Annotated in this window: 21 protein-coding genes; 10 read left to right on the top strand and 11 right to left on the bottom strand. The window is 67.5% G+C overall.

The genetic code is table 11. The features are described from left to right. The first annotated feature begins 92 nt into the window (after positions 1-92). Complete coding sequence (locus RCO28_RS37350; RefSeq protein WP_308945841.1) at positions 93-779, top strand: GntR family transcriptional regulator; 687 nt, start codon at positions 93-95, stop codon at positions 777-779. Between the two features lie 676 nt (positions 780-1,455). Here the strand turns inward: RCO28_RS37350 and RCO28_RS37345 are convergent. The 3 genes from RCO28_RS37345 to RCO28_RS37335 form a co-directional block, all read right to left on the bottom strand. Further along, complete coding sequence (locus tag RCO28_RS37345; RefSeq protein WP_308945840.1) at positions 1,456-2,115, bottom strand: HAD family hydrolase; 660 nt, start codon at positions 2,113-2,115, stop codon at positions 1,456-1,458. Beyond that, a complete protein-coding gene (locus tag RCO28_RS37340) occupies positions 2,112-2,498 on the bottom strand; it encodes a RidA family protein (protein WP_308945839.1) in 387 nt (128 codons plus the stop codon). Before RCO28_RS37340 ends, RCO28_RS37345 begins: the two co-directional genes overlap by 4 nt. Positions 2,499-2,748: 250 nt before the next feature. Then, positions 2,749-3,510, bottom strand: coding sequence for a DeoR/GlpR family DNA-binding transcription regulator (locus RCO28_RS37335; protein WP_308945838.1), 762 nt, complete (start codon positions 3,508-3,510; stop codon positions 2,749-2,751). 442 nt (positions 3,511-3,952) lie between these two features. Between RCO28_RS37335 and RCO28_RS37330 the strand changes: the two genes are divergently transcribed. The 4 genes from RCO28_RS37330 to RCO28_RS37315 are packed head-to-tail and all read left to right on the top strand — an operon-like array spanning position 3,953 to position 9,544. Further along, complete coding sequence (locus RCO28_RS37330) at positions 3,953-5,416, top strand: amino acid permease (protein WP_308945837.1); 1,464 nt, start codon at positions 3,953-3,955, stop codon at positions 5,414-5,416. Then, positions 5,413-6,846, top strand: a complete 1,434-nt coding sequence (locus tag RCO28_RS37325) for an FGGY family carbohydrate kinase (RefSeq protein ID WP_308945836.1) — start codon at positions 5,413-5,415, stop codon at positions 6,844-6,846. The genes RCO28_RS37330 and RCO28_RS37325 overlap by 4 nt, the downstream gene beginning before the upstream one ends. Then, the gene (locus RCO28_RS37320) at positions 6,843-8,288 is read left to right on the top strand and encodes an NAD(P)/FAD-dependent oxidoreductase (protein WP_308945835.1); all 1,446 of its coding nucleotides are present in this window, start codon (positions 6,843-6,845) and stop codon (positions 8,286-8,288) included. The genes RCO28_RS37325 and RCO28_RS37320 overlap by 4 nt, the downstream gene beginning before the upstream one ends. Further along, complete coding sequence (locus RCO28_RS37315) at positions 8,285-9,544, top strand: NAD(P)/FAD-dependent oxidoreductase (RefSeq protein ID WP_308945834.1); 1,260 nt, start codon at positions 8,285-8,287, stop codon at positions 9,542-9,544. The genes RCO28_RS37320 and RCO28_RS37315 overlap by 4 nt, the downstream gene beginning before the upstream one ends. A 143-nt stretch (positions 9,545-9,687) precedes the next feature. On the opposite strand, the gene RCO28_RS37310 is transcribed toward RCO28_RS37315, so the two are convergent. Both RCO28_RS37310 and RCO28_RS37305 read right to left on the bottom strand, forming a co-directional pair. Beyond that, positions 9,688-10,173 (bottom strand): transposase family protein, encoded by a 486-nt coding sequence (locus tag RCO28_RS37310; protein WP_308945866.1) that lies wholly within the window; start codon positions 10,171-10,173, stop codon positions 9,688-9,690. 394 nt (positions 10,174-10,567) lie between these two features. After that, positions 10,568-11,557 (bottom strand): 2-oxoglutarate and iron-dependent oxygenase domain-containing protein, encoded by a 990-nt coding sequence (locus tag RCO28_RS37305; RefSeq protein ID WP_308945833.1) that lies wholly within the window; start codon positions 11,555-11,557, stop codon positions 10,568-10,570. Between the two features lie 730 nt (positions 11,558-12,287). Between RCO28_RS37305 and RCO28_RS37300 the strand changes: the two genes are divergently transcribed. Beyond that, positions 12,288-13,625 carry an MFS transporter gene (locus RCO28_RS37300; protein ID WP_308945832.1) on the top strand — a complete coding sequence of 446 codons (1,338 nt, stop codon included), beginning with the start codon at positions 12,288-12,290 and terminating at the stop codon, positions 13,623-13,625. A 449-nt stretch (positions 13,626-14,074) separates the two neighbouring features. After that, the gene (locus RCO28_RS37295) at positions 14,075-15,538 is read left to right on the top strand and encodes an alanine/glycine:cation symporter family protein (RefSeq protein ID WP_308945831.1); all 1,464 of its coding nucleotides are present in this window, start codon (positions 14,075-14,077) and stop codon (positions 15,536-15,538) included. Between the two features lie 119 nt (positions 15,539-15,657). Here the strand turns inward: RCO28_RS37295 and RCO28_RS37290 are convergent, their stop codons facing one another. The 6 genes from RCO28_RS37290 to RCO28_RS37265 all read right to left on the bottom strand — a co-directional run bounded on the left by RCO28_RS37290 (position 15,658) and on the right by RCO28_RS37265 (position 21,571). Next, the gene (locus RCO28_RS37290) at positions 15,658-16,485 is read right to left on the bottom strand and encodes a GntR family transcriptional regulator (RefSeq protein WP_308945830.1); all 828 of its coding nucleotides are present in this window, start codon (positions 16,483-16,485) and stop codon (positions 15,658-15,660) included. Positions 16,486-16,601: 116 nt separating this feature from the next. Continuing rightward, positions 16,602-16,958 carry a cupin domain-containing protein gene (locus RCO28_RS37285; RefSeq protein WP_308945829.1) on the bottom strand — a complete coding sequence of 119 codons (357 nt, stop codon included), beginning with the start codon at positions 16,956-16,958 and terminating at the stop codon, positions 16,602-16,604. Between the two features lie 51 nt (positions 16,959-17,009). Beyond that, on the bottom strand, positions 17,010-17,894 hold the full coding sequence (locus RCO28_RS37280; protein ID WP_308945827.1) for a dihydrodipicolinate synthase family protein: 885 nt from the start codon (positions 17,892-17,894) through the stop codon (positions 17,010-17,012). A 39-nt stretch (positions 17,895-17,933) separates the two neighbouring features. Then, positions 17,934-19,304 (bottom strand): NAD(P)/FAD-dependent oxidoreductase, encoded by a 1,371-nt coding sequence (locus RCO28_RS37275; RefSeq protein WP_308945826.1) that lies wholly within the window; start codon positions 19,302-19,304, stop codon positions 17,934-17,936. A 72-nt stretch (positions 19,305-19,376) separates the two neighbouring features. Then, the gene (locus RCO28_RS37270) at positions 19,377-20,903 is read right to left on the bottom strand and encodes an FGGY family carbohydrate kinase (RefSeq protein WP_308945825.1); all 1,527 of its coding nucleotides are present in this window, start codon (positions 20,901-20,903) and stop codon (positions 19,377-19,379) included. Next, positions 20,900-21,571, bottom strand: coding sequence for a hypothetical protein (locus RCO28_RS37265; protein ID WP_308945824.1), 672 nt, complete (start codon positions 21,569-21,571; stop codon positions 20,900-20,902). Before RCO28_RS37265 ends, RCO28_RS37270 begins: the two co-directional genes overlap by 4 nt. A gap of 372 nt (positions 21,572-21,943) precedes the next feature. Here RCO28_RS37265 and RCO28_RS37260 point away from each other — a divergent pair, with 372 nt between their 5' ends. The 3 genes from RCO28_RS37260 to RCO28_RS37250 form a co-directional block, all read left to right on the top strand. Continuing rightward, positions 21,944-22,921 (top strand): Ldh family oxidoreductase, encoded by a 978-nt coding sequence (locus tag RCO28_RS37260; RefSeq protein ID WP_308945823.1) that lies wholly within the window; start codon positions 21,944-21,946, stop codon positions 22,919-22,921. 309 nt (positions 22,922-23,230) lie between these two features. Continuing rightward, entirely contained in the window at positions 23,231-24,394 is a 1,164-nt protein-coding gene (locus RCO28_RS37255) for an FAD-binding oxidoreductase (RefSeq protein WP_308945822.1), read from the top strand. Positions 24,395-24,411: 17 nt separating this feature from the next. After that, positions 24,412-25,186: electron transfer flavoprotein subunit beta/FixA family protein (locus RCO28_RS37250; protein WP_308945821.1), on the top strand; the 775-nt coding region annotated here is incomplete at its 3' end.

The following is a 25,186-nucleotide window of genomic DNA, read 5'->3' as shown; positions in this document are numbered from 1 at the left end:
TGACTGCGTATGCGCCGTGTATACACGAGGTCGACAATAAGTGTCCAGTATCTTGAGGGCGACGGACGGCCTAGCTACAAGGGGGATCCACGGTGACTGCCGATGTTTCAGGCGAGGTCGAGGCGCCTCGCCGGAGGTCCGCTTCCGACCGGGCATACGACTGGTTGCGCGAGGGGATCATCACCGGCAAGTTGGCTGAAGGCACCTTCCTCGACGAGGTGAAGGTCGCCGAATCCGTGGGGACCTCACGTACTCCCGTGCGCGAAGCCTTCCACCGGCTCAGCGCGGAGCGGTTCATCGACCTGATGCCACGCAAGGGCGCCCAGGTACATGTGGTGACGGTTCGAGAACTCGAAGAGGTGAACGCGTCCCGGCTCGTGATCGAAGGGCACGCAGGCCGTGCGCTGTGCGCAGCCGAGGCGGGCGCCCCACCCGAGATGCGAGACCTTGTGGCCCTCATGGAGGAGGCGGAGCGCGCGTTGGACTGGGTGCGTGCCGTCCAACTGAACTGGCGGTTCCATCGCGCCATTGTGAGCGCGCATGGCAACGCGGTGCTCACCGAGATGTACGACACGTTGCAGGCCCGTCAACAGCGCGTCGGTCTTCGAGCACTCGAGTCCAGCTCGGCTCGCGTGCCGATCATCGATGAGCAGCACCGGGCCATCGTGGATGCGCTCGATAGCCATGACAGCGCGAGGCTGCAGGATTTGCTCTCCCAACACTTGGCCTCCGCCCCCGAGGTAAGGGAAGCCCTCAGGCCCAGCGTCAACCGACGTTGAGCATCCTGGCTGAGGGGCGAGTTGGGCGCCACCGACGCGAAGGCTCAAGCAGGCGGTTAGCGAATTCGCTGCTTCAACCCGAGCAACAGCGTTCTCTTGCTTCTCGACCATCGGGAGGCGTAATACAGGGGCTGGGAGAATGGGGCATCCGAGACACCAAACCCTGCCCCGACCTGATCGAACGTCTCGTTCTTCCGCAGATGAGCCAGCACCGCTGCGCCGTTCCATTGGTACCTGAGGTGGTTCGTTGTGCTGTTCGTATCCGTCTCCGCTGCGGTCGGCACAAGGCTGGCATCCTGGCCGAACACGCTGCGGAACCGAAACAGTAGGTAGGACCAGCCCGTCAGCCCGCGAGACTCAGCGAGAGCTACGGCGTGTTCTACGGACGCCTTGACGCGCCACCGATGTGGCGGCGAGTGACGACCAACAACAGGTCGAAGCCAACGCTCCTATCAAGCCCGGGCGGCGGTCACCGCATATAACGGCCTCCGTCCTGTCATCGAAGAAGGCACGACGGAAGGGCCCAACAGCGCATGCCATCCCTGGCATCGACATGTTCCGCACGGGATGTACAACTGTGGGCCGTCACGGAACGACGGCCCCGGCCTCGTCCCGAAAGGACCTCAGAGATGCCCCGCCTCACCGAGTCAGCTCGCAAGCTGGCCACCGACCGCTCTCAGGTCCAGCGCTCGTGGGTGATCTCGTTGGCCACGGCAGCGAGTCTCGAGCTCGAGCGGCGGGCGGCGTTGACGGTGACGGTCCGGCGTGCGACGCGGGCGAGCGGAATGTCGCTGGCCGAGTCGGTATAGAGGACGGCTTGCTCCGGAACGAATCCCATCGCCCGAACCGCGGCGACCTTGGCTTGGCCGACGTTGTGGGCACTCAGCCTGGGCCCCCGTCGGGTGAAGTCGAGTCGGGAGGCGGCCAGCGGGATGCCCCGCAGCCCGAGGCCGTCCAGAAAGGCCCGCGCGAGGGTTTCCTCCGAAGCCGTCGCCACGACCGTCGGGCCATGGAGGCCGGCCGACCGACAACGGGCGACGGCCTGTTCCACCACCGTCGTTCGCCTGGCCATCGCGTGCCCTGTGGCGACGGCGAGCGACTCGTACGTGCGACGGGTCATTCCGCGCAGAGCGAGCGACACGATCGCGCGGTTCATAGCTGGCCTCAACGCACCGTCGGGAGGTGCGGCCTGAGCGAGCAGGAACGGCGCGCTCGCGGCGACAAGACGGCCAGGGCAGGCTGCGAGAGAGCTGCTGACCAGGGAAGCCATGGTGTCTTCCCTGGTCAGCACGCCGTCAAGGTCAAAGATCGAGGTGACGGTCTCGGCTGAGCTCATTGCAGGACGGCGTCGGCTTCCACCTCGACGAGGAGGTCCTTGGCAGCGAGGGCGCCGACCTCTACGACCGCGGTGACGGGGCGGATGTCACCGAAGATCTCGCCGTGGACGGCACCCACGGCGTCGAAATCGGCGATGTCCGTCAGGTAAATGCGCGTGCGGACGACGTCGGTGAAACCGGCTCCCGCCTGAGTGAGAGCCGCTTCGATACGGGAGAAAATCTCACGCGCCTGAGCAGCTGCGTCGGTTCCGCCGACTGCACCGTCGGCGGAACCGGCCGTGGTACCAGCGACGAAGACCTGGTTGCCGACGCGGACAGCTCGGGAGTAACCGAGCACGGGCTCACGCGAGGAGCCGGACGATATGTTCTGGCGCTGGGCCATGGTTCTCCTTGGTTCGGTGGTACGGCGGCGCCAGAGACGAGCTCGACCTCGCGCGGCAGAGCCTTGCGTGTTTCCGCGGCGAGGCGGCTCGTAGGCGAAGCAGCTGACCTGGTCTCGCCTTGCGGGGGCGCCGACTGAGCAGTGACTGATCCCATGCGGGAAGATGCCCACTGGTGGCCGAAATTGTGGATCCATGACCGCGCGGTGTCAACCATGACGATGCCCACTGCCCCGGCACACAGCGGCGTCCTCAGGCGACGACGACCCTGCCACCCGCCTTGACGAGAGCGACCTGAAGGCCCTCCGGGCACGGCTGGTCCGTGATGAGGGTGTCGAAGCCGTCCAGCTCGCAGACGCGATGCGAGGCCGTACGACCGAACTTGCTGGAGTCGGCGAGCACGTATCGATGCGAGGCGTTGGCAAGCATGACGCGCTTCGTTGCGACCTCGTCGAGATGGAAGTCGGTCAGGCCGTAGGGAGCGACTCCTCCGGAGCCCAGGAAGACCGCGTCCGCACGCAGGTCGTTGAAGAAGCCCACCGCCTGGGCGTTGGAGCAAGCCAGGTCACCCCCACGCAGCCGGCCGCCACTGACGAGCACCTCGACCCGCGGGCGCGAACTCACCTCGGTGGCCACCAGCAGAGAGGGTGTGGCGATCACGCCGACATGGTCGGCCGGCAGGGCGCGGGCCACCTCCAGCGCCGTGGTGCCGACATCGATGACGACGGTCTGATGGGGCTCGATCAGAGCTGCAGCAGCTTGCCCGATCACCTTCTTCTCCTCGAGGAACGCATCCCGCCGCTCGCTGAAGGACGCCTCCTCCCCTACCGACGCCTGGGCGGTGGTGGCACCACCGTGGACACGGGCCAGTTCACCCCGCCGTTCAAGGAGGGCGAGATCCCTGCGGACCGTCTCCTGCGACACACCCAGCAGGCTGGTGAGGTCGTCCGTAGTGACGAACTTCAGGCGGTCAATCTCGGCGACGATCCTGCGGTGACGCTCGGCTGGCAGCACGCCCAACCCCCTGAGTGACTGTTTCTGTGGATCTTTGACTGCATTCTAGGCCTCAGTGGCGCCCCTCCGTGCGGTGGTATCGAACAGTCGAGCGCATGAGGCATCGCCAGATGAACTCTTGACGGCAAACGGGCAATGGACCACACTTTCAGGAATCGGCAGTCAGTAATCCACAGAGCAAGTCACCAGCAGTGCTACTGACCGTCACAGGCGACGGGGTCACCGATCACGCAGACCTCACAGCCCCCCTCCACACAGACAGGCCCAGCGCATCCCGGCGGGGCGTGCCTCGGTGCCGAACACCTTCGGTTCACCCAACACCCATTGGCTTCCGCAGCAACGGCGGGGCACTCTGAGACAGGGACGACTCATGACGCAATCAGGAACAGATTCCCAAGCGCCAAGATCAGCCGATGGACACGAGGCCGAGACCGGACAGGTGATGGCGCGGGAACTCGGCTGGTACGCCTCGTTCTCCGTGGCGTTCGGGTTCGTGTCAATCGCGACGGGCATCTTCACCACCTACGGCGCGGTACTCGCCACATCCGGGCCACGCGGCATCTGGGCCTGGCCGATATCGGTCATCGGCCAGCTCTCCATCGCGCTCGTCTTCGGCGCACTGGCCGCGCGTATCCCGATCAGCGGCTACTCCTACCAGTGGGTGTCCCGTCTCGTCGGCCCCATCTGGGGCTGGATCATGGGCTGGATCTCCTTCGCCTTCCTCGGGGTCGTCGTGGTCGCCGTGGACTATACGATCGCCTCCACGATCCTTCCCGAGCTGTTCCAGTACGTCGGCACGACGCAGAATGCCTGGGTGATCACCGCTGGGGTGATGCTCTTGCAGTCACTGCTGGTTGCCGCCTCCACGCGCAGCACGCATCGAGTCAACAACGCGGCGGTGACGGCGCAGCTCATCGGCATGATCACCTTGACAGTGCTGCTGCTCGCGGTGGGCTTCTTCACCGGCAAACTCGATTTCGCCCACCTCTTCGAGACCGGGACCGTGCCGGAGAGCGGCTACTACGGTCTGGGCGGCGGAACGCAGGCCGGCCCCTTCGCCCTTGCTTTCCTGCTGGGCGCGTTCACGATCGTCGGCTTCGAGTCCGCTGCGAACCTGGCCGAGGAGACCAAGGATCCCGCCCGTGTCATCCCCAAGGCGATGGTCCAGGCCGTGATCTCCCTGGGCGTCCTCGGTCTCCTCTTCCTGGTCGCCATCACCGCCGCAGCCGGCCGGATCGACGGGGTCGCCGAGTCGGCCACCCCGGTGGCCACTGTGATCACCGCCGTGCTTGGCTCGGTCGTCGGAAAGATCCTTCTGGTCCTGGTGGTCGTCTCGATCTTCTCGTGCGGACTCGTGATCACCCTCAGTGGCACCCGCCTGGTATACGCGATGTCGAGGGACGAGCGGTTCCCCGGCTGGCGCCTGCTCAAGCGGATCCACCCGCGCACCGCGACACCGCTGAACGCCACCCTCTTCATGATGGTCATCGCACAGATCATCCTCGCCGTCTTCTCCCGATCCACCGACGCTCTGTTCCAGCTGTTCTCGGCCGCCACCCTTCTTCCCGCCGTCATCTACGCCGGCACGGTGGCGATGTATGCGGTCAAGCGCCACTCGCTGCCGCCGTCCCGCGGCTTCTCCCTCGGCCGGTGGGAGGTCCCGGTCCTCGTGCTCGCCGCCATCTGGCTGGTGTACGAGCTGCTCATCTTCCGGGACGCCTCCTTCCAGGGCCCCTGGATCTACGTACTGGTGCTGTGCGGGATCGGCGGTCTCTACCTGGCCGTCCTCATCGCCCGGCGAGGCCGTGCCGCGCTGACCATGCCGGACATGGCCGATGTCGACCGTGCCCTCGACAGCGCCACCACCGCTCCCTCCGGGACCGAAGCAGAAGGGACCGTGCGATGACCACGATCCTCGCCATCGATCAGGGAACCTCGGGCACCAAGGCGATCGTCGTCGATGCCGAGGACGGCACAGTCGCCATCGCCGAAGAGACCGTCCGCCCCACGTACCTGTCGGGCGGAGGTGTCGAACAGAATCCTCACGAGCTGCTCGACTCCGTCCTCACCGCAGGCCGCCGGGCCGTCAGCACGGCCGGCCGCCCGATCGACGCCGTGGCCCTGGCCAACCAGGGAGAGACCGTCCTGGCCTGGGATTCGGCCACCGGGACGCCCCTGTCGCAGGCCATCGTCTGGCAGGACCGCCGCGCGGAGAGCGTCTGCGCCGATCTGACCGAACACGGCGAGGCCATCGCCCATCGCACCGGGCTTGTCCTCGACCCCTACTTCTCCGCACCCAAGATGGCGTGGGTACGCCGCAATCTCACCCGTGAAGGCGTCGTCACCACCACCGACACCTGGCTCGTCCACCATCTGACGGGCGAATTCGTCACTGACGCGTCGACCGCCAGCCGCTCCCTGATCCTCGATCTGGACAGCGCCTCCTGGGACGGAGAGCTCGCGGACTGGTTCCAGCTCGGCGAGGAGCGGTTGCCCCGCATCGTCGCCAGCGACGACGTGGTCGGCACCACGCGCGCGTTCGGTCAGGAGATCCCGGTGGCCGGGCTGATCGTCGACCAGCAGGCCGCCCTGGTCGCCGAGGCGTGTCTGGACCAGGGCACCGCCAAATGCACGTACGGCACAGGTGCGTTCCTGCTGGCGAACACCGGCCTCAATCCGGTGCGCTCCAGCGCGGGGCTGACGACCTCGGTGGCCTGGCAGGCCGCCGGACAGAGCCTGTACTGCGTGGACGGCCAGGTGTACACCGTGGCCTCGGCGGTGCGCTGGCTGCAGGACCTGGGGCTCCTGCAGTCCGCCACGGACCTCGACGCACTCGTCGCGGAGGACAGCCAGGGTGTCCTGTGTGTACCGGCCTTCGCAGGCCTGGCCGCCCCCTGGTGGGCGCCCGAAGCAACCGCGTCCCTGACCGGTATGACGCTGGCAACCCGGCGCGAGCATCTGATCCTGGCCGTGCTCCAGGGCATCGCGGCGCAGGTGACGGAGCTGGCCTCTCTGGTCGGCCGGGACCTCGGCCGTCCGCTGAGCCGACTTCGCGCCGACGGCGGCCTGACCAACTCCGCCGCCCTCATGCAGGCACAGGCCGACATCGCCCAGATTCCCGTCGACATCTATCCGTCGGCCCACGCCACCCCGCTGGGCGCAGCCGCCCTCGCTCGCTGCGCCCTCGACCCCTCGCTGAGTCTCAAGGAAGCCGTCGGCGACTGGCAGCCGACCGCCGTTTATGAACCTCGATGGTCCGCCGACCGGGCCGAAGAATTCCGCACCACATGGGCGCAGGCCGCACAGGCCAGCGCCGCCAAGGGAGAGCACCCATGACCCCCAAACCCTCCAGCCCGCACAGCGAGGTCTTCGACATCGCTGTGATCGGCGGTGGCATTGTCGGCGCCGCCATCGCCCGCGAGTTGTCGGGCCACAAAGTGTCCGTCGCACTGCTCGACGCGCGCGACGACGTCGGGGACGGCACCAGCAAGGCCAACACCGCGATCCTCCACACCGGCTTCGACGCCAAGCCGGGCACACTGGAGTCCCGTCTCGTCGCTCGCGGCTACCACCTGCTGAGCGCGTACGCGAAGGCCACCGGCATTCCCGTTGAGCCCACCGGCGCCGTACTCGTGGCCTGGAACGACGAGGAACTCGCTGCCCTGCCCGAGCTGAAGACCAAGGCTGAGGCCAACGGCTACGAGCACTCCCAGATGATCGACGCCGAAGCGGTGTACCGCCTCCTGCCCGACCTCGGCGAGGGCGTGCTGGGCGGACTGACCGTCCCGGACGAGTCCATCATCTGCACGTGGACCACCAATCTCGCCCTGGCGACCGACGCGAAGCAGCGAGGCACCACCGTTCTCCTCGATCACCGGGTCACCGGGACCGACCAGGACGGCGAGACCACCACGCTGCACACCTCGGCCGGTGACGTGCGCGCCCGATGGGTTGTCAATGCCGCGGGCCTGGGCGCCGATCACATCGACCGGCTCTTCGGACATGACCGCTTCACCGTCACCCCGCGCCGCGGCGAGCTGTTCGTCTTCGACAAGCTCACCCGCCCCATGGTGAACAAGATCGTCCTGCCTGTGCCCACCTCCCGCGGCAAGGGCGTACTCATCTCACCCACCATCTACGGCAACGTCATGCTCGGCCCGACCGCAGAGGACCTGGAAGACCGCACGAACACCGGCACGTCAGAGGACGGCTTCGACTTCCTCCTCACCAAGGGCGAGCGCCTGATGCCGCGCCTGCTCACCGAGGAAGTCACCGCCAGCTACGCCGGGTTGCGTGCTGCCATCGACCGCTCCGACTACCTCATCGAAGCCTCTCCCGAGCAGCGCTATCTGCTCGTCGGCGGCATCCGCTCCACAGGTCTGACCGCGGGCATAGCCATCGCGGAGCACTGCCGCACCGTGCTGGAGGAAGCGGGCCTCGTGCTGCACGCCCGAGCGGACCTCCCGGACCCGCCGCAGATGCCCAACATCGGCGAAGCAACGCAGCGCCCTTACCAGGATGCCGAGCTCATCGCCCGAGACCCCGCATACGGGAAGATCGTCTGCTTCTGCGAGCGCGTCACCGAAGGCGAGATCCGCGACGCCTTCCACGCCCCCCTCCCGGCCCGCAGCCTGGAAGGGCTGCGTCGCCGGACCCGCGCCATGAACGGCCGGTGCCAGGGCTTCTTCTGCGGTGCCGCAGTCCAGGCCGAGCGTGACAAGCACCAGCCCGATGGCGACACCGCCTGTTGCACCAGCCGCTACAAGGACTCCGAATGAACCAGCTCCCCCGCCCCCGTCTGATCACGCCCGACGTGCTCGTCATCGGTGGTGGACCCGCCGGTCTCACCGCCGCTGCCGAACTCAAGCGCCGCGGCGCCGGCCACGTCCTGGTCGTCGACCGCGAGGAGAACGCGGGCGGCATTCCCCGCCACAGCGACCACACCGGCTACGGCGTGCGCGACCTGCGTCGGGTGATGTCGGGTCCGGCGTACGCGCGCCATCTCGTACGGCAGGCCACGGACGCCGGCGTCGAGATCAGCACCCGCACCATGGTCACCGGGTGGGCCGACACCACCACGGTCGACGTCACCAGCCCTGATGGCCGCCACCAGATCCGCCCCCGCGCCCTTGTTCTGGCCACCGGCGCCCGGGAACGCCCCCGTACGGCTCGCCGCATCCCGGGCGACCGCCCGCACGGCGTCTACACCACAGGCCAGCTCCAGAATCTCGTCCACCTCCACCACCAGCCCGTCGGCCAACGTGCCGTCGTCGTCGGCGGTGAGCTCGTCAGCTGGTCCGCTGTCATGACGCTGCGCGAGGCCGGGTGCACGCCTGCTCTGATGGTCAGTCAGTACGCCAAGGCTGAGTCGTACGGAGCCTTCAACGCGGCCGGCCGAACCGTGCTCCGCGTGCCCGTGGCCACGCGTACGCGCGTCACCCGAATCATCGGCAAGGGACGCTGCCAGGCCGTGGAGATCGAAAACCTCGACACGGGCAAGCGCCGCACCGTCGACTGCGACACCGTCGTCTTCACCGGCGACTGGATCCCCGACCACGAACTCGCCCGAGCGGGCGGCATCGAACTCGACGAGGGCACCCTCGGCCCTGTCACCGACACCGCCCTGCGCACCAGTCGCCCCGGTGTCTTCGCAGCGGGCAACGTCCTGCACCCCGTCGACACCGCCGACATCGCCGCCCTCGACGGCAAGCACGTCGCCGAGCAGGTCATCAGCTACCTTCAGGGGGCGCCCGACCCGACCGAGGGGGTCCGGCTCATCGCCGACGCCCCTTTCCGCTGGGTCGCACCCCAGATCCTGCGGCAGAACGACCCGGCGCCCGCCCGCGGCCGGCTCCTGCTGTGGACCGACGAGTTCTCGCGCTTCCCGAAGGTCACCCTGCGACAGGACGGCCGAGTCGTCGCCCGCCGTACCCTGCCCTGGCCCGCTGCGCCCGGACGCGTCTTCCGTGTGCCGGACGGCATACTGAAGAACGTCTCGCCGACCGGCGGCCCCGTCCACATCGGTCTCGGCTGACCGAACTCACGCTCGCCGCCTCCTCGGGTGCCAGGCACCCGAGGAGACAATCCACCGCCCCACACCTTTCCCTGTCTCCGGGCACGCGCCTCCGCACCGCGTGCCCGTTACCTCGACCTGACCGAAAGGGATCCCTGGACCTCTCAAATGAGGATCGTGCCGAATTTCCGGCCGCGCCGGAAGGCGAACTCGTCGACGCCGAGGACCTCGACCGCGGGCACCGCCGGCAGCTCCAAGCGCCCGGTCAGCCGCAGGAGTGTGGAGCCGCTGACCGGCATGGCCAACCTTGTCGCAAGGCGTTCACCAGCTGCCCCGCCCCGTACCAATGCCACCTGCTCCAGGGCCCGTTGGACGTGCACGGTCCGTCGTCCGTAGCGGAAGGTGAGGCCCTCGACCTGTTCGGCGAACGTCTTCTTCCCGCAGTCGCTGTTGTCGCAGAAGAAGCGACGGACCTGCAGGTTGATCACCATGGGCTGCCCGCCGACCGCCGTGTCAGCAGGTCGTCGCACGTACCGGCTATGGACCCGCCTCGCAGACATCCCGCACCCAAGACACCTCGCCGTCGCCGCCGTGCACCTCGCGGTGAAGCGTACGGAACTGCCGCTCCTGACCAACTCATCGATGGTCACATCGGATAGGTACGGAAACAGGACTTTCAGCAAGCCACAGGCATGATCCCCCACCCAGGAGGGCTACCCCAACCGCTTCACGGAAAGTGCCCAAGAGCCTCCGAACTCCCCATTCACATTCGCCCCCCGCGGTACGCAAACGCCCCGCCGTAGTGGAAAGGAGCGGCGGGGCATTTGAGTTGAGAGGAGAGCCTGCCGTACGGCGGCCCGGTCGCGTCAGGGGAATCACCTGAACTTGAACCAACGACCTTCGCGATTTCTGGAGGTGCCCGACTACACCAGCGATCGAGAAGTGCGGCGCGGATCTCCTGTCCCGTGCCGCACTTCTCAGAGGCAGCCTCAGTACAGGCGGCCCAGAGCACACTGCAACGCACGTCACGGAGTAGACGTGACCTCAGGCACTCACAGCGTCCTTCAGGTGGCCATAGACCGCCACGAAACGGCTGTACTTGTATTCGCCGCACGTGAAGGGCGTTGACGTGGCGGGGTTCTCCTCGTCCACGCAGTTCGGCAGCGGTTCGATGACCGCGTCGTAGTCGGCGTCGAGGAAGAACGGGATCGAATACCGCTCGGCTCCGCTGGTGTTGACGACTCGGTGCACTGTCGAGGAGTAGCGGCCGTTGGTCAGGGTCTGGACCAGGTCGCCGATGTTGATGATGAAAGTGCCGTCGACGGGCGGTGCGCTCACCCATTCACCTTCGCTGTTGCGGACCTGAAGGCCTCCGACGCTGTCCTGGGAAAGGATCGTCAGGAACCCGTAGTCGGTGTGCGCGCCGATGCCGATGTCCTTCTGCGAGGCTGCGCCTGCCTGCGGCGGGTAGTGCAGAAGGCGCTGAATCGTGATCGGCTTCCGGTGGATCGACTCGAAGTGGTCCGCCGGCAGGTCCAGGCTGAGGGCGATCGCGCTGACCAACTTGCGGGCCAACGCCAGCATCGTGTCGTGGTAGGCCTCGCAGGCTTCCTTGAACTCCGGCAGCTCCGAAGGCATCAGGTTCGGGCCGAAGAAGGGGGACACCTCTTCCTCGGGCGCGCCGTAGTCGAAGGCCTCCTTGAAGTCGCGGGTGTTCTCCGGGTCCGCGTTCTCGGCGTACGTCGGGATGTAACCCCGCACCGTCGGCCCGGAGTTGGCGACGTTCAGGCGCTGCTTGGCCTCGAACGGCAGGTCGAAGAACCGCTCGGTGGCCTGGTACATGCCCTCGACCAATTCTGCGGGAACGCCGTGGTTCGTGATGTAGAAGAACCCGACCTGCTCGCAGACCTCACCGATCTGCTTGGCGACGCCTTGCGGATCGGTGCCGTCGATCAGCGGCGACACGTCGATGATCGGAATCTCGCTGAACGCCGTCTGCTTACAGGCGAAGTGAAGGTTCGATTCAGCGCTCACGTTGAACTCTCCTTTGAGTGTTGGAGTTCCGATCGGCGGCGTACGCGAGAGTTGCGATTTGTGGCTGCCGCCATCAAGAATTCGGTGCTGGGGCCCGCCGCGCGCAAACAGGGCGGCGGCATGGCTTGAAGCTGCTTCCCTGCGGCTTCTGGGCGGAATAGCGGAGCGTCTCGGGCGGGGGTGAACCACCCCAAGCTCACGAAATTTTCGTCTGCATGGCAGTGACCTTAGGAGCGGCCTGCTGGTGGCCACATCCACGCCAGAGAGGAGAAAAATCCGAAGGCGTTCGACAAGTGTCCAATCCCCCTGCCCACAGGGTCCGAGCGCCCATCTGCCGGCCGGACGGACAGCACCGGGCCGGCGCGCAGACGGCCCCGGCTCGCGCGCGGCGGGCGACTACCACCCGTATCCCGCGACCGCCTTTCGACAATCGCAGGAATCAAGGATGCGGAATCCACTGACCGTAGACCTCGACGCCGGACGCACTGCACCACGATGGTCTGCAGCCCCACGAGGTTCCCCGATCGCGGAAGTCAGAGAGCGCGCTCCTCCCCCGCCCCCGGCATCCGGGCCTCCTCCACCCGCTCGCGCCGAGAGCAGCGGGTCAGGCCGGCATCCCGCTCACACCGATCGGCAGATCGACGTGATCCAGGGACCTACGTAGTCAGGCACCCACAGACCGACGAATCGATATGCCCATGCCCTGCACACCGACCGCAAGGTGACACCCATGTCCGCAACAGTGATCACGGCTGACGGTTCCCGTCAGGTCTCCGCCGCGTCCAAGCGCCGCTTCATGATGAGGATGATCGTCGTCCTGACCGGCGGCATGTTCCTCGACGGCTACATCCTCGGGATCGTCGGCCCCGTGTCGGCGACGATGGCCGCCGACATGCAGCTCAGCGTCTTCTGGGAAGGTTTCGTGGCCGCGGCCGCTCTGTTCGGCATCTTGGTCGGATCGCCGCTCGGTGGCTGGGCCGCCGACAAGTACGGCCGCAAGCCTCTGTTCATGATCGACATGGCACTATTCGTGGTCGCGTCGGCTCTCCAGTTCTTCGTCGAGTCGCCGCTGCATCTGGCCATCGTGCGGGTTCTGATGGGTGTGGCGATCGGCGCCGAGTACTCCGTCGGCTGGCCGCTGATGTCCGAGTTCGCGCCCGCCCGCCTGCGCGGACGGCTGATGGCCCTGACCCTCGTGGCCTGGTACGCCGGTTTCATGATTGCGTTCTTCATCGGCCACGTCCTGAACGAGGCCGGTCTGAGCTGGCGTCTCATCCTGGGCACCAGCACCGTGCTCGCTCTTGCGCTGTTCCTCGCCCGCCTTGGCCTGCCCGAGTCGCCGCGCTGGCTCTGGCAGGCCGGCCGCAAGGACGAGGCCCGCCGCATCGCTCACCGGTACCTGGAGAGCGCGGAGGACATGGCGGACATCGAGCACGAGGAGATCCACAAGGGCAGCTTCGGGATGCTCTTTTCCCGGGACTACTGGCGGGCCACGCTCTTCGTGTCGATGTTCTGGTTCTGCGCCGTCGCGCCGTACTTCGCCATCGCGACCTTCGCCGACAGCGTGCTGCAGAAGTACGGCCTCAGCGGGGGTCTGGCCGGTGGGGTCGCACTCTCCGCGGTCGCCCTCACCGCCGTGATCATCACCGTCGTACTGATCGACCGGCTCGGCCGGCGTGCGCTGACCGTGCCGCCGCAGTGGGTGTGCACCCTGGTCCTCGCCGTGATCGGCCTGTGGGCGGGCGCGCCGCCGCTGGTCGTCCTCGTGCTGTTCCTGACGTTCTCGTTCTTCAACGCCATGTACACGACTCTGACGGGCGTCTACCCGGGCGAGGTCTTCCCCACCGAGATCCGCGGCATCGGAACGGGCTTCGCCGCCGCGGTCAGCCGGATCGGCGCGGGCCTCGGCACGTTCCTGCTGCCCGTGTCCATGACCAACCTGGGCAGCGGGCCGACCATGCTCATCGCCGCGGGCATCGCGCTGTTCGGCGCGCTCCTGTCGCAGTGGCTGGCCCCGGAGACGAGGGGCAAGAGCCTCAGCCAGACGGCCGCCGGGATGAGCCACTAGGAGGGCCTCCCCAGTCCGCCGCACCTCTCGCAGAAGCGCAGCTGACGGCATGCGCCGCCCCTGCTCGATGACGATCGCCTGATGCCTCCCGGCCGCCGACCGGGAGGCATCAGGCGATCGCCGTCTACAGCTGTCTGGACCGAACCGACGAGTAGGACAACCTCGCATTCATTCCATTGACACTCTCGAGCAACGAGAGCTAGCCTGCGACAACCCCCGCAAAGTTGTATGACAACTAAACCTTAATAGGACCGAAGCTCGTCAGATCGAACCTCGAGGCTGCGTGGGGGACGCGACCCAGCAGCAACCCACTCGTCGGGTCGCGCCGTACCGACCGGCACTAGCCGCCTCCCTTTCTCCATCCATCGAAATTGGCACAGAGCCGACGTAAGCCTGGCTGTCTCCGCACAGCCGCTCTCTTCGAAATGGACCTCCCCATGGACAACACTTTGTCCGAAATCAGCAATGCAATCTGGAACCCGATGGCATATCTCGTGCTCGGGCTCGGCGTGCTGTTCACCCTTGCCACCAAGGGCACGCAGTTCCGCAGGATTCCCGACATGCTGCGACAGCTGCGCGAGACGAGCGGTGAAGGCGGCGGCCTTTCGTCGTTCCAGGCACTGGTTCTCGCACTGTCGAGTCGTGTCGGCGTCGGAAGCATTGCCGGTGTGGCGACGGCCGTCGCCGCGGGCGGTCCGGGAGCGCTGATGTGGATGGCCATCACAGGCCTGCTCACCTCGACCGTCGGATACGCCGAGGCCGTACTCGCGCAAACGTACAAGCAGGAGGACCCGCAAGAGGACCGCGGCGGAATGCCGTACTACATCAAGCACGGGCTCAAGGCGCCCTGGCTGGCCGGAATCGTCGCGGTCATAGGTGTGGTCGGTTATGGATTCGTCTTTCCCGGGCTGCAGGTGAACACGATCGCCACCAGTTCGAAGCTCGCCTTCGACGTGCCGACATGGGTCCCCGCCACGGTGATCACCGCGCTGTTCGCCGCCGTGATCTTCGGCGGCACGAAGCGGATCGTGAAGGTCGCGCAGGTCTTCGTTCCGGTGCTCGCCGTCGGTTACCTCCTGGCCGCGCTGGCCGTCATCCTGTTCAACGTCGACAAGGTGCCTGCAGCGATCACGCTGATCGTTTCCTCGGCGATGGGAACGCACCAAGTGCTCGGCGGCATCGTCGGCGCCGCGATCGCCTGGGGCGTGCGACGTGCCGTTTTCGCCTCGGCCAACGGCAACGGTGAGGCGACGTTCGCCGCGGCGGCCGCGAAGACCTCGCACCCCGCGAAGCAGGGCCTGGTGCAGTCGTTCAGCATCTACGTCGACGTGCTGCTGATCTGCATGGCCACCGGCGTCATGATCGTCGTGTCCGGTGCGTACAACGTCTCGGACGGCGCCGGCGGATACCTGGTGAACAATCTGCCGGGCGTCGACGCCGGTCCGAATTTCGTGCAGGAAGCCGTCAACTCCATGACCCCTGGCTTGGGTGCGGGATTCGTCGCCGTAGCGGTCTTCCTCTTCGGATTCACCTGCCAGGCGTTCTACTTCTATGTTGCCAAGACCAACCTGATGTTCCTGCTCGACGGCCGTCAGAGCCGGAATTGGGACATCGTCCTCAAGGTCGGTGCGATCGGTATCTCCTTCTACGGTTCGATCGCCGACGCCGAGGCCATCTGGGCGGCCGGAGACATCGGGTTCGGCGCCATCGGCTGGATCAACCTGGTGTGCGTGCTGCTGATGTTCCCGATCGTGCACAAGATCTGGCGGGACTACGAGCGCCAGCGCGCCCTCGGCGTCAACCCGGAGTTCGACCCGACCGAACTCGGCATCAAGGGCGCGGTCTACTGGGAAGAGCGCGCACGCGCCAAGGCCGGCAGCAAGGTCAAGGCGGAAGAAACGAGCGTGAGTTGACCAGTTGAGCTGGGGGTGTCTCCCCCCGTGCGGGCCCCATGGCCGAGCCCGCGAGAAAGCTCCCGGTGAGGCTGTCGACCAGAGTCGACGGTGACCACCGGGAGCTCTTTTCGTACGGCTTATGCCTGAGTACGAGGCCGACGGCCGTTGTTGCGCGTGTGATTGCCGGAGGCGGGGGCCGAACTCGGTCCCTGGCGTACGAGTTGGAAGGTGAGCTCGCTCGCCAGGTGGCACTCGACGGAGTACGAGACGGGCTGCTCGGTGACGTCGTAGTCGACCTGCCGGATGACCAGGCACAGTTCGTCGCTCTTGACGCGCAGGGCGGCCGCGCGCTCAGGGCCGGCGATGGCCGGTTCGAGGTTGGCGATACCGAAGGACACGTCGATTCCGCACACGGTGGAGAGGAATGAGTAGAGCGACGGGCCGAGCGCCACTGTTTCCTCCGGCAGGAATGCCGCCGGGAAGTAGTCGTCGGAAACAGTGACGGGCACGCCGTCAGCGGTGCGCACTCGGTGGAGATGAACGACGGGTGCGCCAACCTCGATGGCCAGGCGGTCGGCGATGTCCGCGTCCGCCTCAGCCTGGCGCCAGGACATCTCGGCGATTCCCGGCACATGTCCCGTGGAGCGGATCATCTGCTCGGCGCCCATGTTGAGGTGCAGACTGCTCACGAGCGGGCGTACGGAATTGACGTATGTGCCGGAGCCGTGGCGCCTGTTGACGATTCCCTCGTTCTCCAGCTGCGCGAGCGCCGCGCGCACCGTGACCCTGCTGACGCCCAATTCCTCGGCCAGCGAGGGCTCAGAGGGCAATCGGTCACCGGCCGCCCATTCTCCCTGGGACAGCCGGTGTTCCAGCATGCGCACGGCCCGCGCCGTGACGTTGGAACGCTGCCGCTGCTTCTCACCGGGGCGGGCTTTTTCACCGGGCTGGGCTCTGTCTGGCATACCGCTCATCCTACCTGACAGGACAACTCACCGATAAGCCAGACAACTTTCCCCTGCAACAGAAAGCGCGAGGCGGGGCACCTGCCGTAGCAGATGCCCCGCCTCGCGGTCGGTTCTCAGGCCTCGGGCGCCGTACCCGGTCCGGGTCCGCCCGCCCAGACCATCACGACGGGCTCGGTGCCGCGGTTGTGGATCCGGTGCGGGACGCTCGGCGGGAAGGCGACCGTGTCCCCCGCGGACAGCTCGTACTCCTTCTCGCCGTCGTCCATGACCCCTTCGCCCGAGACGCAGTAGAAGATCTCCCATGCGCCTACATGGCCGGGGTCCACGGCCCCGACGTCGCCTGGGTTCACCACGGAGCTGCCGAACCACAGGTCGTCGTTGCGGAAGTACTCACGGCAGATCTCGGGGCCCTCATAGAAGGGCTTCGTGTCCTCGCGTCGGACGACCACAGTTGCGGAAGGCGGCGTCATTGATGTCACTCCTCGTGAGGTCTAAAGGGGCCAAAGGGCTGTGGGCGGGCGTCACTTGTCGAGCTGCGCGAGCGCGGCCTCCAGGCGCGCCACGTCCTCGGCAGACAGCTTCTTCAGGGGCGGGCGCGGGTCGCCGATGCCGACGCCGCGCAGCTGCATGCCCGCCTTCACGGCCTGCGTGAACGGCACGGCGAGCATGGCGTCGATGACGGGGTAGACCCGGCGCCACTCCTTGCGCGCGCGCTCGATGTCACCGTCGCGAATGGCTCGGCGGACGGCGACGATCTCGTCCGGGACCACATTGGCGGCGCCGGCCATGATGCCCGCGGCGCCTTCGAGTAGCGCGCTGAAGCTGTAGCTGTCCCAGCCCATGATGAGCTTGATGTCGTCGCTGTGGTGGTGGATCAGGCGCAGCGCCTGCTCCCAGTCCTGGCTGGAGTCCTTGACGTACTGCACGTTGTCGATCTCGCGGCCGAACCGGGCCAGCGTCTCGGCGTCGAGGTTGACGCCGGCCACGCCCGGGTTGTTGTAGAGCATGATCGGGAGTTTCGTCGCGGCGGCGACGGCCTCGAAGTGGGCGGCGATCTCATCCAGGCCCAGCGGCTCGTAGAACGGGGCGATGAGCATCAGGGCGTCGGCGCCGGAGGCCTCGGCGGAGCGGGCCAGGTCGATGGCGCGGCGGGTGGTGAGGGCACCGACGTTGGCGACGAGGGGAATACGGCCCGCGGTGTGCTCGACCGCGGCGGCGAAGAGCTGCTTGCGCTCGTCGTCGTCGAGGGAGCCGACCTCGCCGGTGCCGCCTCCGGCGACGAGGGCGTCCACGCCGGCGTCGACGTTGCGGTCGATGACCTGCTGCAGCAGCGTGACGTCGATCCTCTCGCTGTCGTCGAACGGGGTCGGCAGCGCGGTCAGCACGCCTTCGAGCTTGACGCTCATGGTGGTTCTCCTTGTGGTGGTTACGCGGTCGGGTCGACGTCAGGCGGCGTCGGGCGTCAGCGACTGCCGGCGCGTGGACAGCAGGCTGGCCGCACGCTGTGCGGCGGTGAAGCCGGAGGTGATCGAGGTCTCGGTGTAGAGCGTGCCGAGGTAGTCGCCGGCCAGGAAGACGCGTTCCGTGGGGCGGGTGAGGGTGGGCTGCAGCTTCGCTCGGCCGGGGAAGCAGTACGGCGAGCCGAACTCGAACTTCTCGACGCGGGCTTCCTTCACGGTCCCCTCGAACCCCGGGAAGATCTCGTCGAGTTCGCGGATGTACTGCTTCACGATGTCTTCCTTGGGAACGTCCCAAAGCTTGCTGCCCAGGCTGGCCGGTGAGAACGTCATCATCGAACCGCCGGGCCTGCGGACCGTCTCCCGACCGTGCGTGATGTTGCCCTGGTTGAGCGCGACCGCGAACGACTTGCCGGCGACGGCGATGCCGTATGTGCCGTCGTACGGCATCGGGCCCTGCTCGTCGGTGAGGATGCAACCCGCCACGTGCACGCCGTACTTGACCTGCGCCAGCGCATCACGAAGCTCGTCGGGCAGGTTCACACCGAGGCGGTGGGTGATGGGCGCCGGGGTGGCCATCACCGCGGTGCGGGCCTTGAGTTCGTGCTCGGCGCCGTCCTTGGTGTAGCGGACGACGACGTGGTCCTTGTTCTGTACGACCTCGTTCACGACCGCGCCCAGGTCGATGCGGTCGCGCATGCTCTGGGCGATGCCCTCAGTCAGCGTCGAGGCGCCGCCGAGGATCGCGCGGCCGAGGCCCTGGCCGATGTTCCAGATGAGGCTGAAGTAGCCGATGCCCGCGCCGGCCGACAGCTGGTCGGGGTCGGCCGCGGAGCGCAGCGCGGGCGGCAGGAAGAACCCGGCGGCGTCCTTGTTGAGGGGGCCGAGGTAGTCGGCGAAGGTGCGGTCGTTCTCGAAATCGTAGATCCGCTGCTGGCGTTGTTCGCCGGTCTCCCCTGCACGGGCCCGTACGGCCTGGGTGTAGCGCAGGACGTCCTTGCCGAGCTTGGCGCCCGTCTTGAGGATCGAGGCGCGTGACGACAGCGGCATCGGGAAGCGGAAGGGGTAGGTCTGCACCGGCCCGGTGGAGAGGTACTTGCCGTTCATCGCCATGCCCTGGAGCGAACCGGGAATCTTGACCGAAGCGGTCCCGGTCTCCGCGAGCAGTTCGACGGTGGAACTGCCGCCGCCGGCGAACATGTGCCCGCCCCAGTTCATGGTGTACGGGCCGCGCGTCTCGGACATGATGCGGCCGCCGATCCGTTGATCGGACTCGAGCACCTGGATGTCCCAGTGGCGAAGCCGCCAGGCCGCGGAGAGTCCCGCCAGGCCACCGCCGATGATCACTGCGTCCTTCATCGGACTTTCCTTCCTTGCCAACTGCCTTGCGGCGCTTGCCACTTGTCGGCGCTTGCTACTTGTCGGCGGTCGTTACTTGTCGGCCGGCTTGAGGAGCGGCTTCAGCGACTCCTGCAACGTCATGTACCGGGTGGAGAGCTGGTCGTAGACCGCGGCGTTCTCGGCGCGCGGCTCGAAGGAGCGGTCGAACTCGATACCCGAGCGCGAGATGGCCACCGCGGAGTCCCAGAGCCCCACACCGACACCGGCGATGACGGCCGCGCCTCGGCAGGCCGCGCTGTCGGCGCCGCGCAGCGTGCGCACGGGGAGCTGGGTGGCGTCGGCCTTGATCTGGCACCAGGCGTCGCTCTTCGCGCCGCCGCTCAGCGAGATGATCTCCGCGACGTCGACGCCGAGCCGCGCGGTGGAGTCGATCATCCGCCGCAGCACCATCGCGACGCCTTCCATGATGGCGCGGGAGAGGTGCTGCTTCTTGTGCGCCAGGGTCAGCCCGAAGATCACGCCGCGGGCGTACGGGTCGAGGTCCGGCGGGCCCGAGCCCTGCAGGTGGGGTACGACGATGAGGCCGTCGCAACCGGGCTCCACCTGCTCGACCTCCTGGTCGATCAGGTAGTAGGCGTTGATCCCGCAGAGTTCCTCGATCTGCTTCTCGCTCGCGCAGAACTCGTCGCGGTACCAGCGCATCACCATGCCGCCGGTGGAGAAGTTGTGCAGCATGTATTGGCCCGGGAGCGCGGCCGGGAAGCAGGGGACGCGGCCGGACGGGTCGAGCGCCAGTTCCTCGGCGATGGTCACGCTGGTGAGGGCGGAGCCGGTGGACTCCGAGAAGATCCCGGGCACCGCGTTGCCGATGCCAAGTGCACCGCAGGCCTGGTCGAGGGCGCCCACGGAGACCGGGAGCCCGGCCGGCAGCCCGAGTTCGGCGGACGCGGAGGCGCCGATCGTGCCGACGATCTCGCCCTGCGGGGCGATCTCGGGCAGCTGGTCCTCGGTGATGCCGAGGTAGGCGAGCATCTCGGGCCAGTACTGCCGGGTGTTGATGTCCCAGAGGATCGTCGAGCAGAGCAGCGAGTCCTCGCTGACGAGCCGGCCGGTGAGCCGCTGCACGAGGTAGTCCTTGAGCAGCGCGAACTTGGCCGTCCGCGCGAAGGTCTCGGGCTCGTTGCCCTTTAGCCAGAGGATCTTGGCGGCGGGCCAGATGGGGTCCATCTCAACCTGGCCGGTGGTCGCGTGGATGGTGGCGCGGCCGAAGTGCTCCTCGATCTCGTCGGATTCGGCGGTGGCGCGGTTGTCCATCCAGACGATGGCCCGGCCGATCGGCTCGTCGTTCTCGTCGAGGCAGAGCAGCGTCTCGCCCTGCGCGGAGAGCCCGAGTGCGGCGAGCCGGTCAGCCGGTACGGAGAGGTCCCGGAGCACGCCGCGTACGGCCGCGGCGAAGGTGCTCGTGTAGGTGTCGGCCTCCAGCTCCACCCGGCCCGCGCTGGGAGTGAGCAGCGAGTACTCCTCCGTGTGGCTGCCCACCTCGGCCGCATCGGCGTCGAAGACCGCCGCCTTGATGGCCGTCGTGCCGACGTCCACGCCCAGTACGTAAAAGGTCATCGGTTCGCTCCGCTCACATCCGCGTCGATCTTCACGAGGTGCTCGAGGTTGTCCCGGAAGGACCCTCCTGGGGCGAAGGCGCCCTGGAAGAGGGCGCCGCCCATGGTGTAGCCGAGCGGGCCGATCTCGTGCATCCGCTGAATACGTTCCACCGAGTTCACGCTGCCCGCGAGGATGACCTGGTCCGCGCCGAGGCCGTCCACCACCCGCTTGGCGAGCCGGACGGGGTCGCCGCTCGTGTAGCGGTACGCGACCAGGTCCACGCCGTCGGCGCCGAGCTCGCGGATACGGCGGGCGTCTTCGATCACCTCGTCCGGGGTGCCGGTCAGCTCGATCGGGGAGCCGCCGACCTGTCCGCAGAACGGGAAGTAGCGCATTCCGGCGGCCCGGCAGCGCTCCAGGACGGCGGGCGAGAATCCGCCTCCCGTGAAGTACTCCACGCCGCAGTCCGCGGCGAGCTTCGCCGCGTCCAGGAGGTCCTTCTCGTCGAAGCGCACGACCTCCAGGACCGGTGTCTTCCCGGCCTCTCGGAAGTCCGCGACGAGCTGCTCCATCCCGGGGGTCGTCAGGCCTACGTCCTTGAATCCCCAGAACTGCACGGGAAGGTCGGCCGCGTCCCGGAAACAATCCCGGGCGTTGGGCACAGTGACGTCGTTGTGAGTGAGCATGACGATGATTTGTGGCGTCAAGGGGGTTCCCTCTCCAAGGTATGCACCGGGCAGTGCGGGTGTGAGGTCGGCGAGTCGCAGGTCGGCCGCCGAGCGGCGCCGCACGCACCTCGCGCAGGGCTCGGCGCCACGCATCCCTCGGACCCGCTGCCTGTGCCGCTGCATGTGAGACTCCGCCCTGAAGAGCGGATCGATCCCGCCTGAATCAAGTTGTCATACAACTCGATCCGAGGAAACCGTAGGTCCACGCGACAGAGGCTGTCAATGCTCATTTTTGGCTGTTCAAGTTGTCCTACCCTACGTACGCTGTAGGACATCCAATCGACGACCCCATGCGCCCGACGCACACACGCACCCCCGGAGGCGGATCAGGTGACTGAGTTCGACTGGGATCAGCTCGCATCCCTCTGCACATCGGCCGTGACCGCTGCCGGCGGCGACACGGCCACCGCAACGGCCCTGACCGACGCGGTGCTCGCCGCAGAGCGGCGCGGCAACGCCGCCGTAGGTGTGGCGCACTTCTTCGACTACCTGGACGCGCTGCGAGACGGCCGGCTCAACGGAAGCCCGCGCCCCGTCGTAAGCAACGACCACAGGGCCGTCGTCCAGGTCTCCGCGGACGACGGGATCGCCCAGCTCGCCTTCCGCAAGGCCCGGCCGCTGCTGGCCGATGCGGCGCGGGAGTGCGGCGTCGCGGTGATCAGCCTGAGCGACTCGTACCCCGTCGGCGAGCTCGGCTACTACACTTCGGCGCTCGCCGAGGACGGCCTCGTGGCCCTTGCCGGCGCCAACTCCACGGCGCTGATGTCCCTCTACAACGCGCCCGCCGCGCTCACCGGCACCAACCCGCACTCCTTCGCGCTGCCCGGCAAGCCGCCCCGCCTCGTCGACCAGGCCTCCAGCACCGTCGCCTGGGTGCGGATCCGGGAGGCGGCCGCGGCCGGTGAGCCGATCCCGGAGGGCTGGGCCCTGGACGCGGACGGCAATCCCACGACCGACGCGGCGGCAGCGCTCCTCGGCCCGGTGCTGCCGTTCGGCGGAGTGAAGGGCAGCAACCTCGCGATGGCCGTCGAGTTGCTGTCCGTGCTGTCCGGAGCGCTGTTCTCGATGGACTCCCCCGACTTCGCGGCCGGGGACCAGCCGCCGCGCGTCGGCATGTTCCTCCTCGCCCTCGACCCTGCGGCGTTCGCGCCCGACTACCTCGACCGCGTCGAACAGCACCTGGAAAGGCTGCGGCTCGCCTACGGCATCGACTTCGGCCGGTACTATGCATCGGTCGAGCGGCCGGTCCTCCCTGAGGATCTGCACGCCCGGCTCGTCGCTGCAGCGTCTGCCCGGGAAGGCGCCTGATCCGCGGGCGGCCCGGTCGTACGGCTCCATAGCGGAGAACGTAGGTCCGGGCCCTCGCGATGAGCAGGTACGTGTGTCGGACGTTCGCACCGCCTACTCGACAGCTGTCGAACCGCCCCGGGCGCCCGCCCTCGGCCGCCTCTCGACAGATGTCGAACGTCCTCGGCAACTCTCCTCACCTGCGCGGATGCCCTCGTACCAGCGCCCCGCCTACGGTCGGTTCACCGCCCCGTCACACCTCGGCCTCCTCTGGTCTTCGAGCGGTGGGCGGCTGTCAGCACACTCAACGGCCTACCTGCAGCAGGTGAGATGAAAACCGACATTGTCGTCATCGGTGGCGGTGCGATCGGCGCAGCCGTCGCCTATTACGTGAAGGTCCTCGACCCTTCCGTCGAGGTCACGGTCGTCGAACGCGATCCGCGCTACGAGATCGCGTCGACCCCGAGGGCGTCCGGTGGCATCCGGCGGCTGTTCTCGCTGCCGGAGAACATCGAGCTCTCCAACTACAGCATCCCGTTCTTCGACGCGTTCGCGGACACCATGGCCGTGGACGGAGCGAAGGCCGACATCGGCCTCAAGAAGGACGGCTACCTGTTCATCGTCCCGCCCTCGGGTCTGGACGTCCTCAAGGAGAACTACGAGACCGAGCAGAGGCTCGGCTGCAACGTCGTCTGGCTCGAACCGGACGCGTTGAAGGACCAGTTCCCTTCGATGAACGTCGCCGACCTCGGCGGTGCCGTGTACTCCCCCGACGACGGCTGGCTCGACGCGCACAGCGTCCTCACGGGCTTCCGGAACAAGGCCAAGTCGCTCGGTGCGCAGTTCCTCGCGGACGAGGTCGTGGGCCTGACCCGGCAAGGCGACAAGGTCACCTCCGCCACCCTGAAGTCGGGCGGGCGGATCGAGGCGGACCAGTTCGTCAACGCGGCCGGCGCCTGGGCCAAGGACATCTGCGCCATGCTCGGCTTCCATGTGCCGATCGAGCCGTTGCGCCGCTTCGAGCACTACTTCGAGTGCCAGGACCCGATCGAGCCCCTGCCCTACCTCAAGGACATGGAGAAGCTCGCCTTCCGCCCGGAAGGCACCGGCTACTCCGGCGGCGTGCCCACGCTCGACGAGCCGCGCGGCTACAACCTCGACGTCGACCGCTCGTACTTCGAGGACGTCGTCTGGCCGGCGCTCGCGCACCGCTTCCCGCAATTCGAGCGCACCAAGTGCACGAGCACCCTGCCGGGCCTGTACGACCAGAACGACTTCGACGGGAACGTCATCATCGGGCCTGGCGCGGACGGCCTCACCAACTTCCATCTGCTGTCCGGCTTTTCCGGCCACGGTCTGATGCACGCGCCCGGCTGCGGCCGCGCGATGGCGGAACTCCTGCTCACAGGCGCGTACCGGACCATCGACCTCACCCGGTTCGGCTGGCAGCGCCTCCTCGACGGCACCCCGCTGCGCGAGCAGGGAATCATCTAGCAGATTGGAGGCTCCGTATGAGCCTGAGAATCGTCGTGTGCGTGAAGTACGTTCCGGACGCCACCGGTGACCGGACCTTCGCCGACGACCTCACCGTCGACCGTGAGGAAACGGACGGCCTGCTCTCCGAGTTGGACGAGTACGCCGTCGAGCAGGCCCTGCAGATCGCCGAAGCGCAGCGGGAGAGCGGTGCCGAGGCCGAGGTCACGGTACTCACCGTGGGCCCGGAGGACGCCAGGGGCGCGCTGAGCAAGGCGCTGTCGATGGGTGCCGACAAGGCGGTGCACGTGGAGGACGACGACCTGCACGGGACCGACGCCGTCGGCACGTCCCTCGTGCTGGCCCGGGCGGTCCAGCACACCGGATACGACCTGGTGTTGAGCGGTATGGCCTCCACGGACGGCGCGATGGGCGTGCTGCCCGCGCTGCTCGCCGAGCGTCTCGCCGTCCCGCAGGTCACGCTGCTGTCCGAGGTGTCCGTCGAGGACGGTGTGGTGTCCGGGCGCCGGGACGGCGACATGGCCAGTGAGCGCCTGCAAGCCGTACTGCCCGCCGTCGTCTCGGTCACCGACCAGTCCGGCGAGGCCCGCTACCCCTCCTTCAAGGGGATCATGGCCGCCAAGAAGAAGCCGGTGACCTCCCTCGACCTGGAAGACCTGGATCTGGAGGCAGGGCAGGTGGGGCTCGCCGGGGCCTGGACCGTGGTCGAGACGGTCACCGAGCGGCCACCGCGCACCGCGGGCACTCTCGTGATGGACGACGGCGAGGGCGGCAGGCGGATCGCGGCGTTCC

Source organism: Streptomyces sp. LHD-70 (assembly GCF_031157275.1).
GTDB lineage: Bacteria > Actinomycetota > Actinomycetes > Streptomycetales > Streptomycetaceae > Streptomyces.
This window is presented reverse-complemented; position numbering and strand designations above follow the sequence as displayed.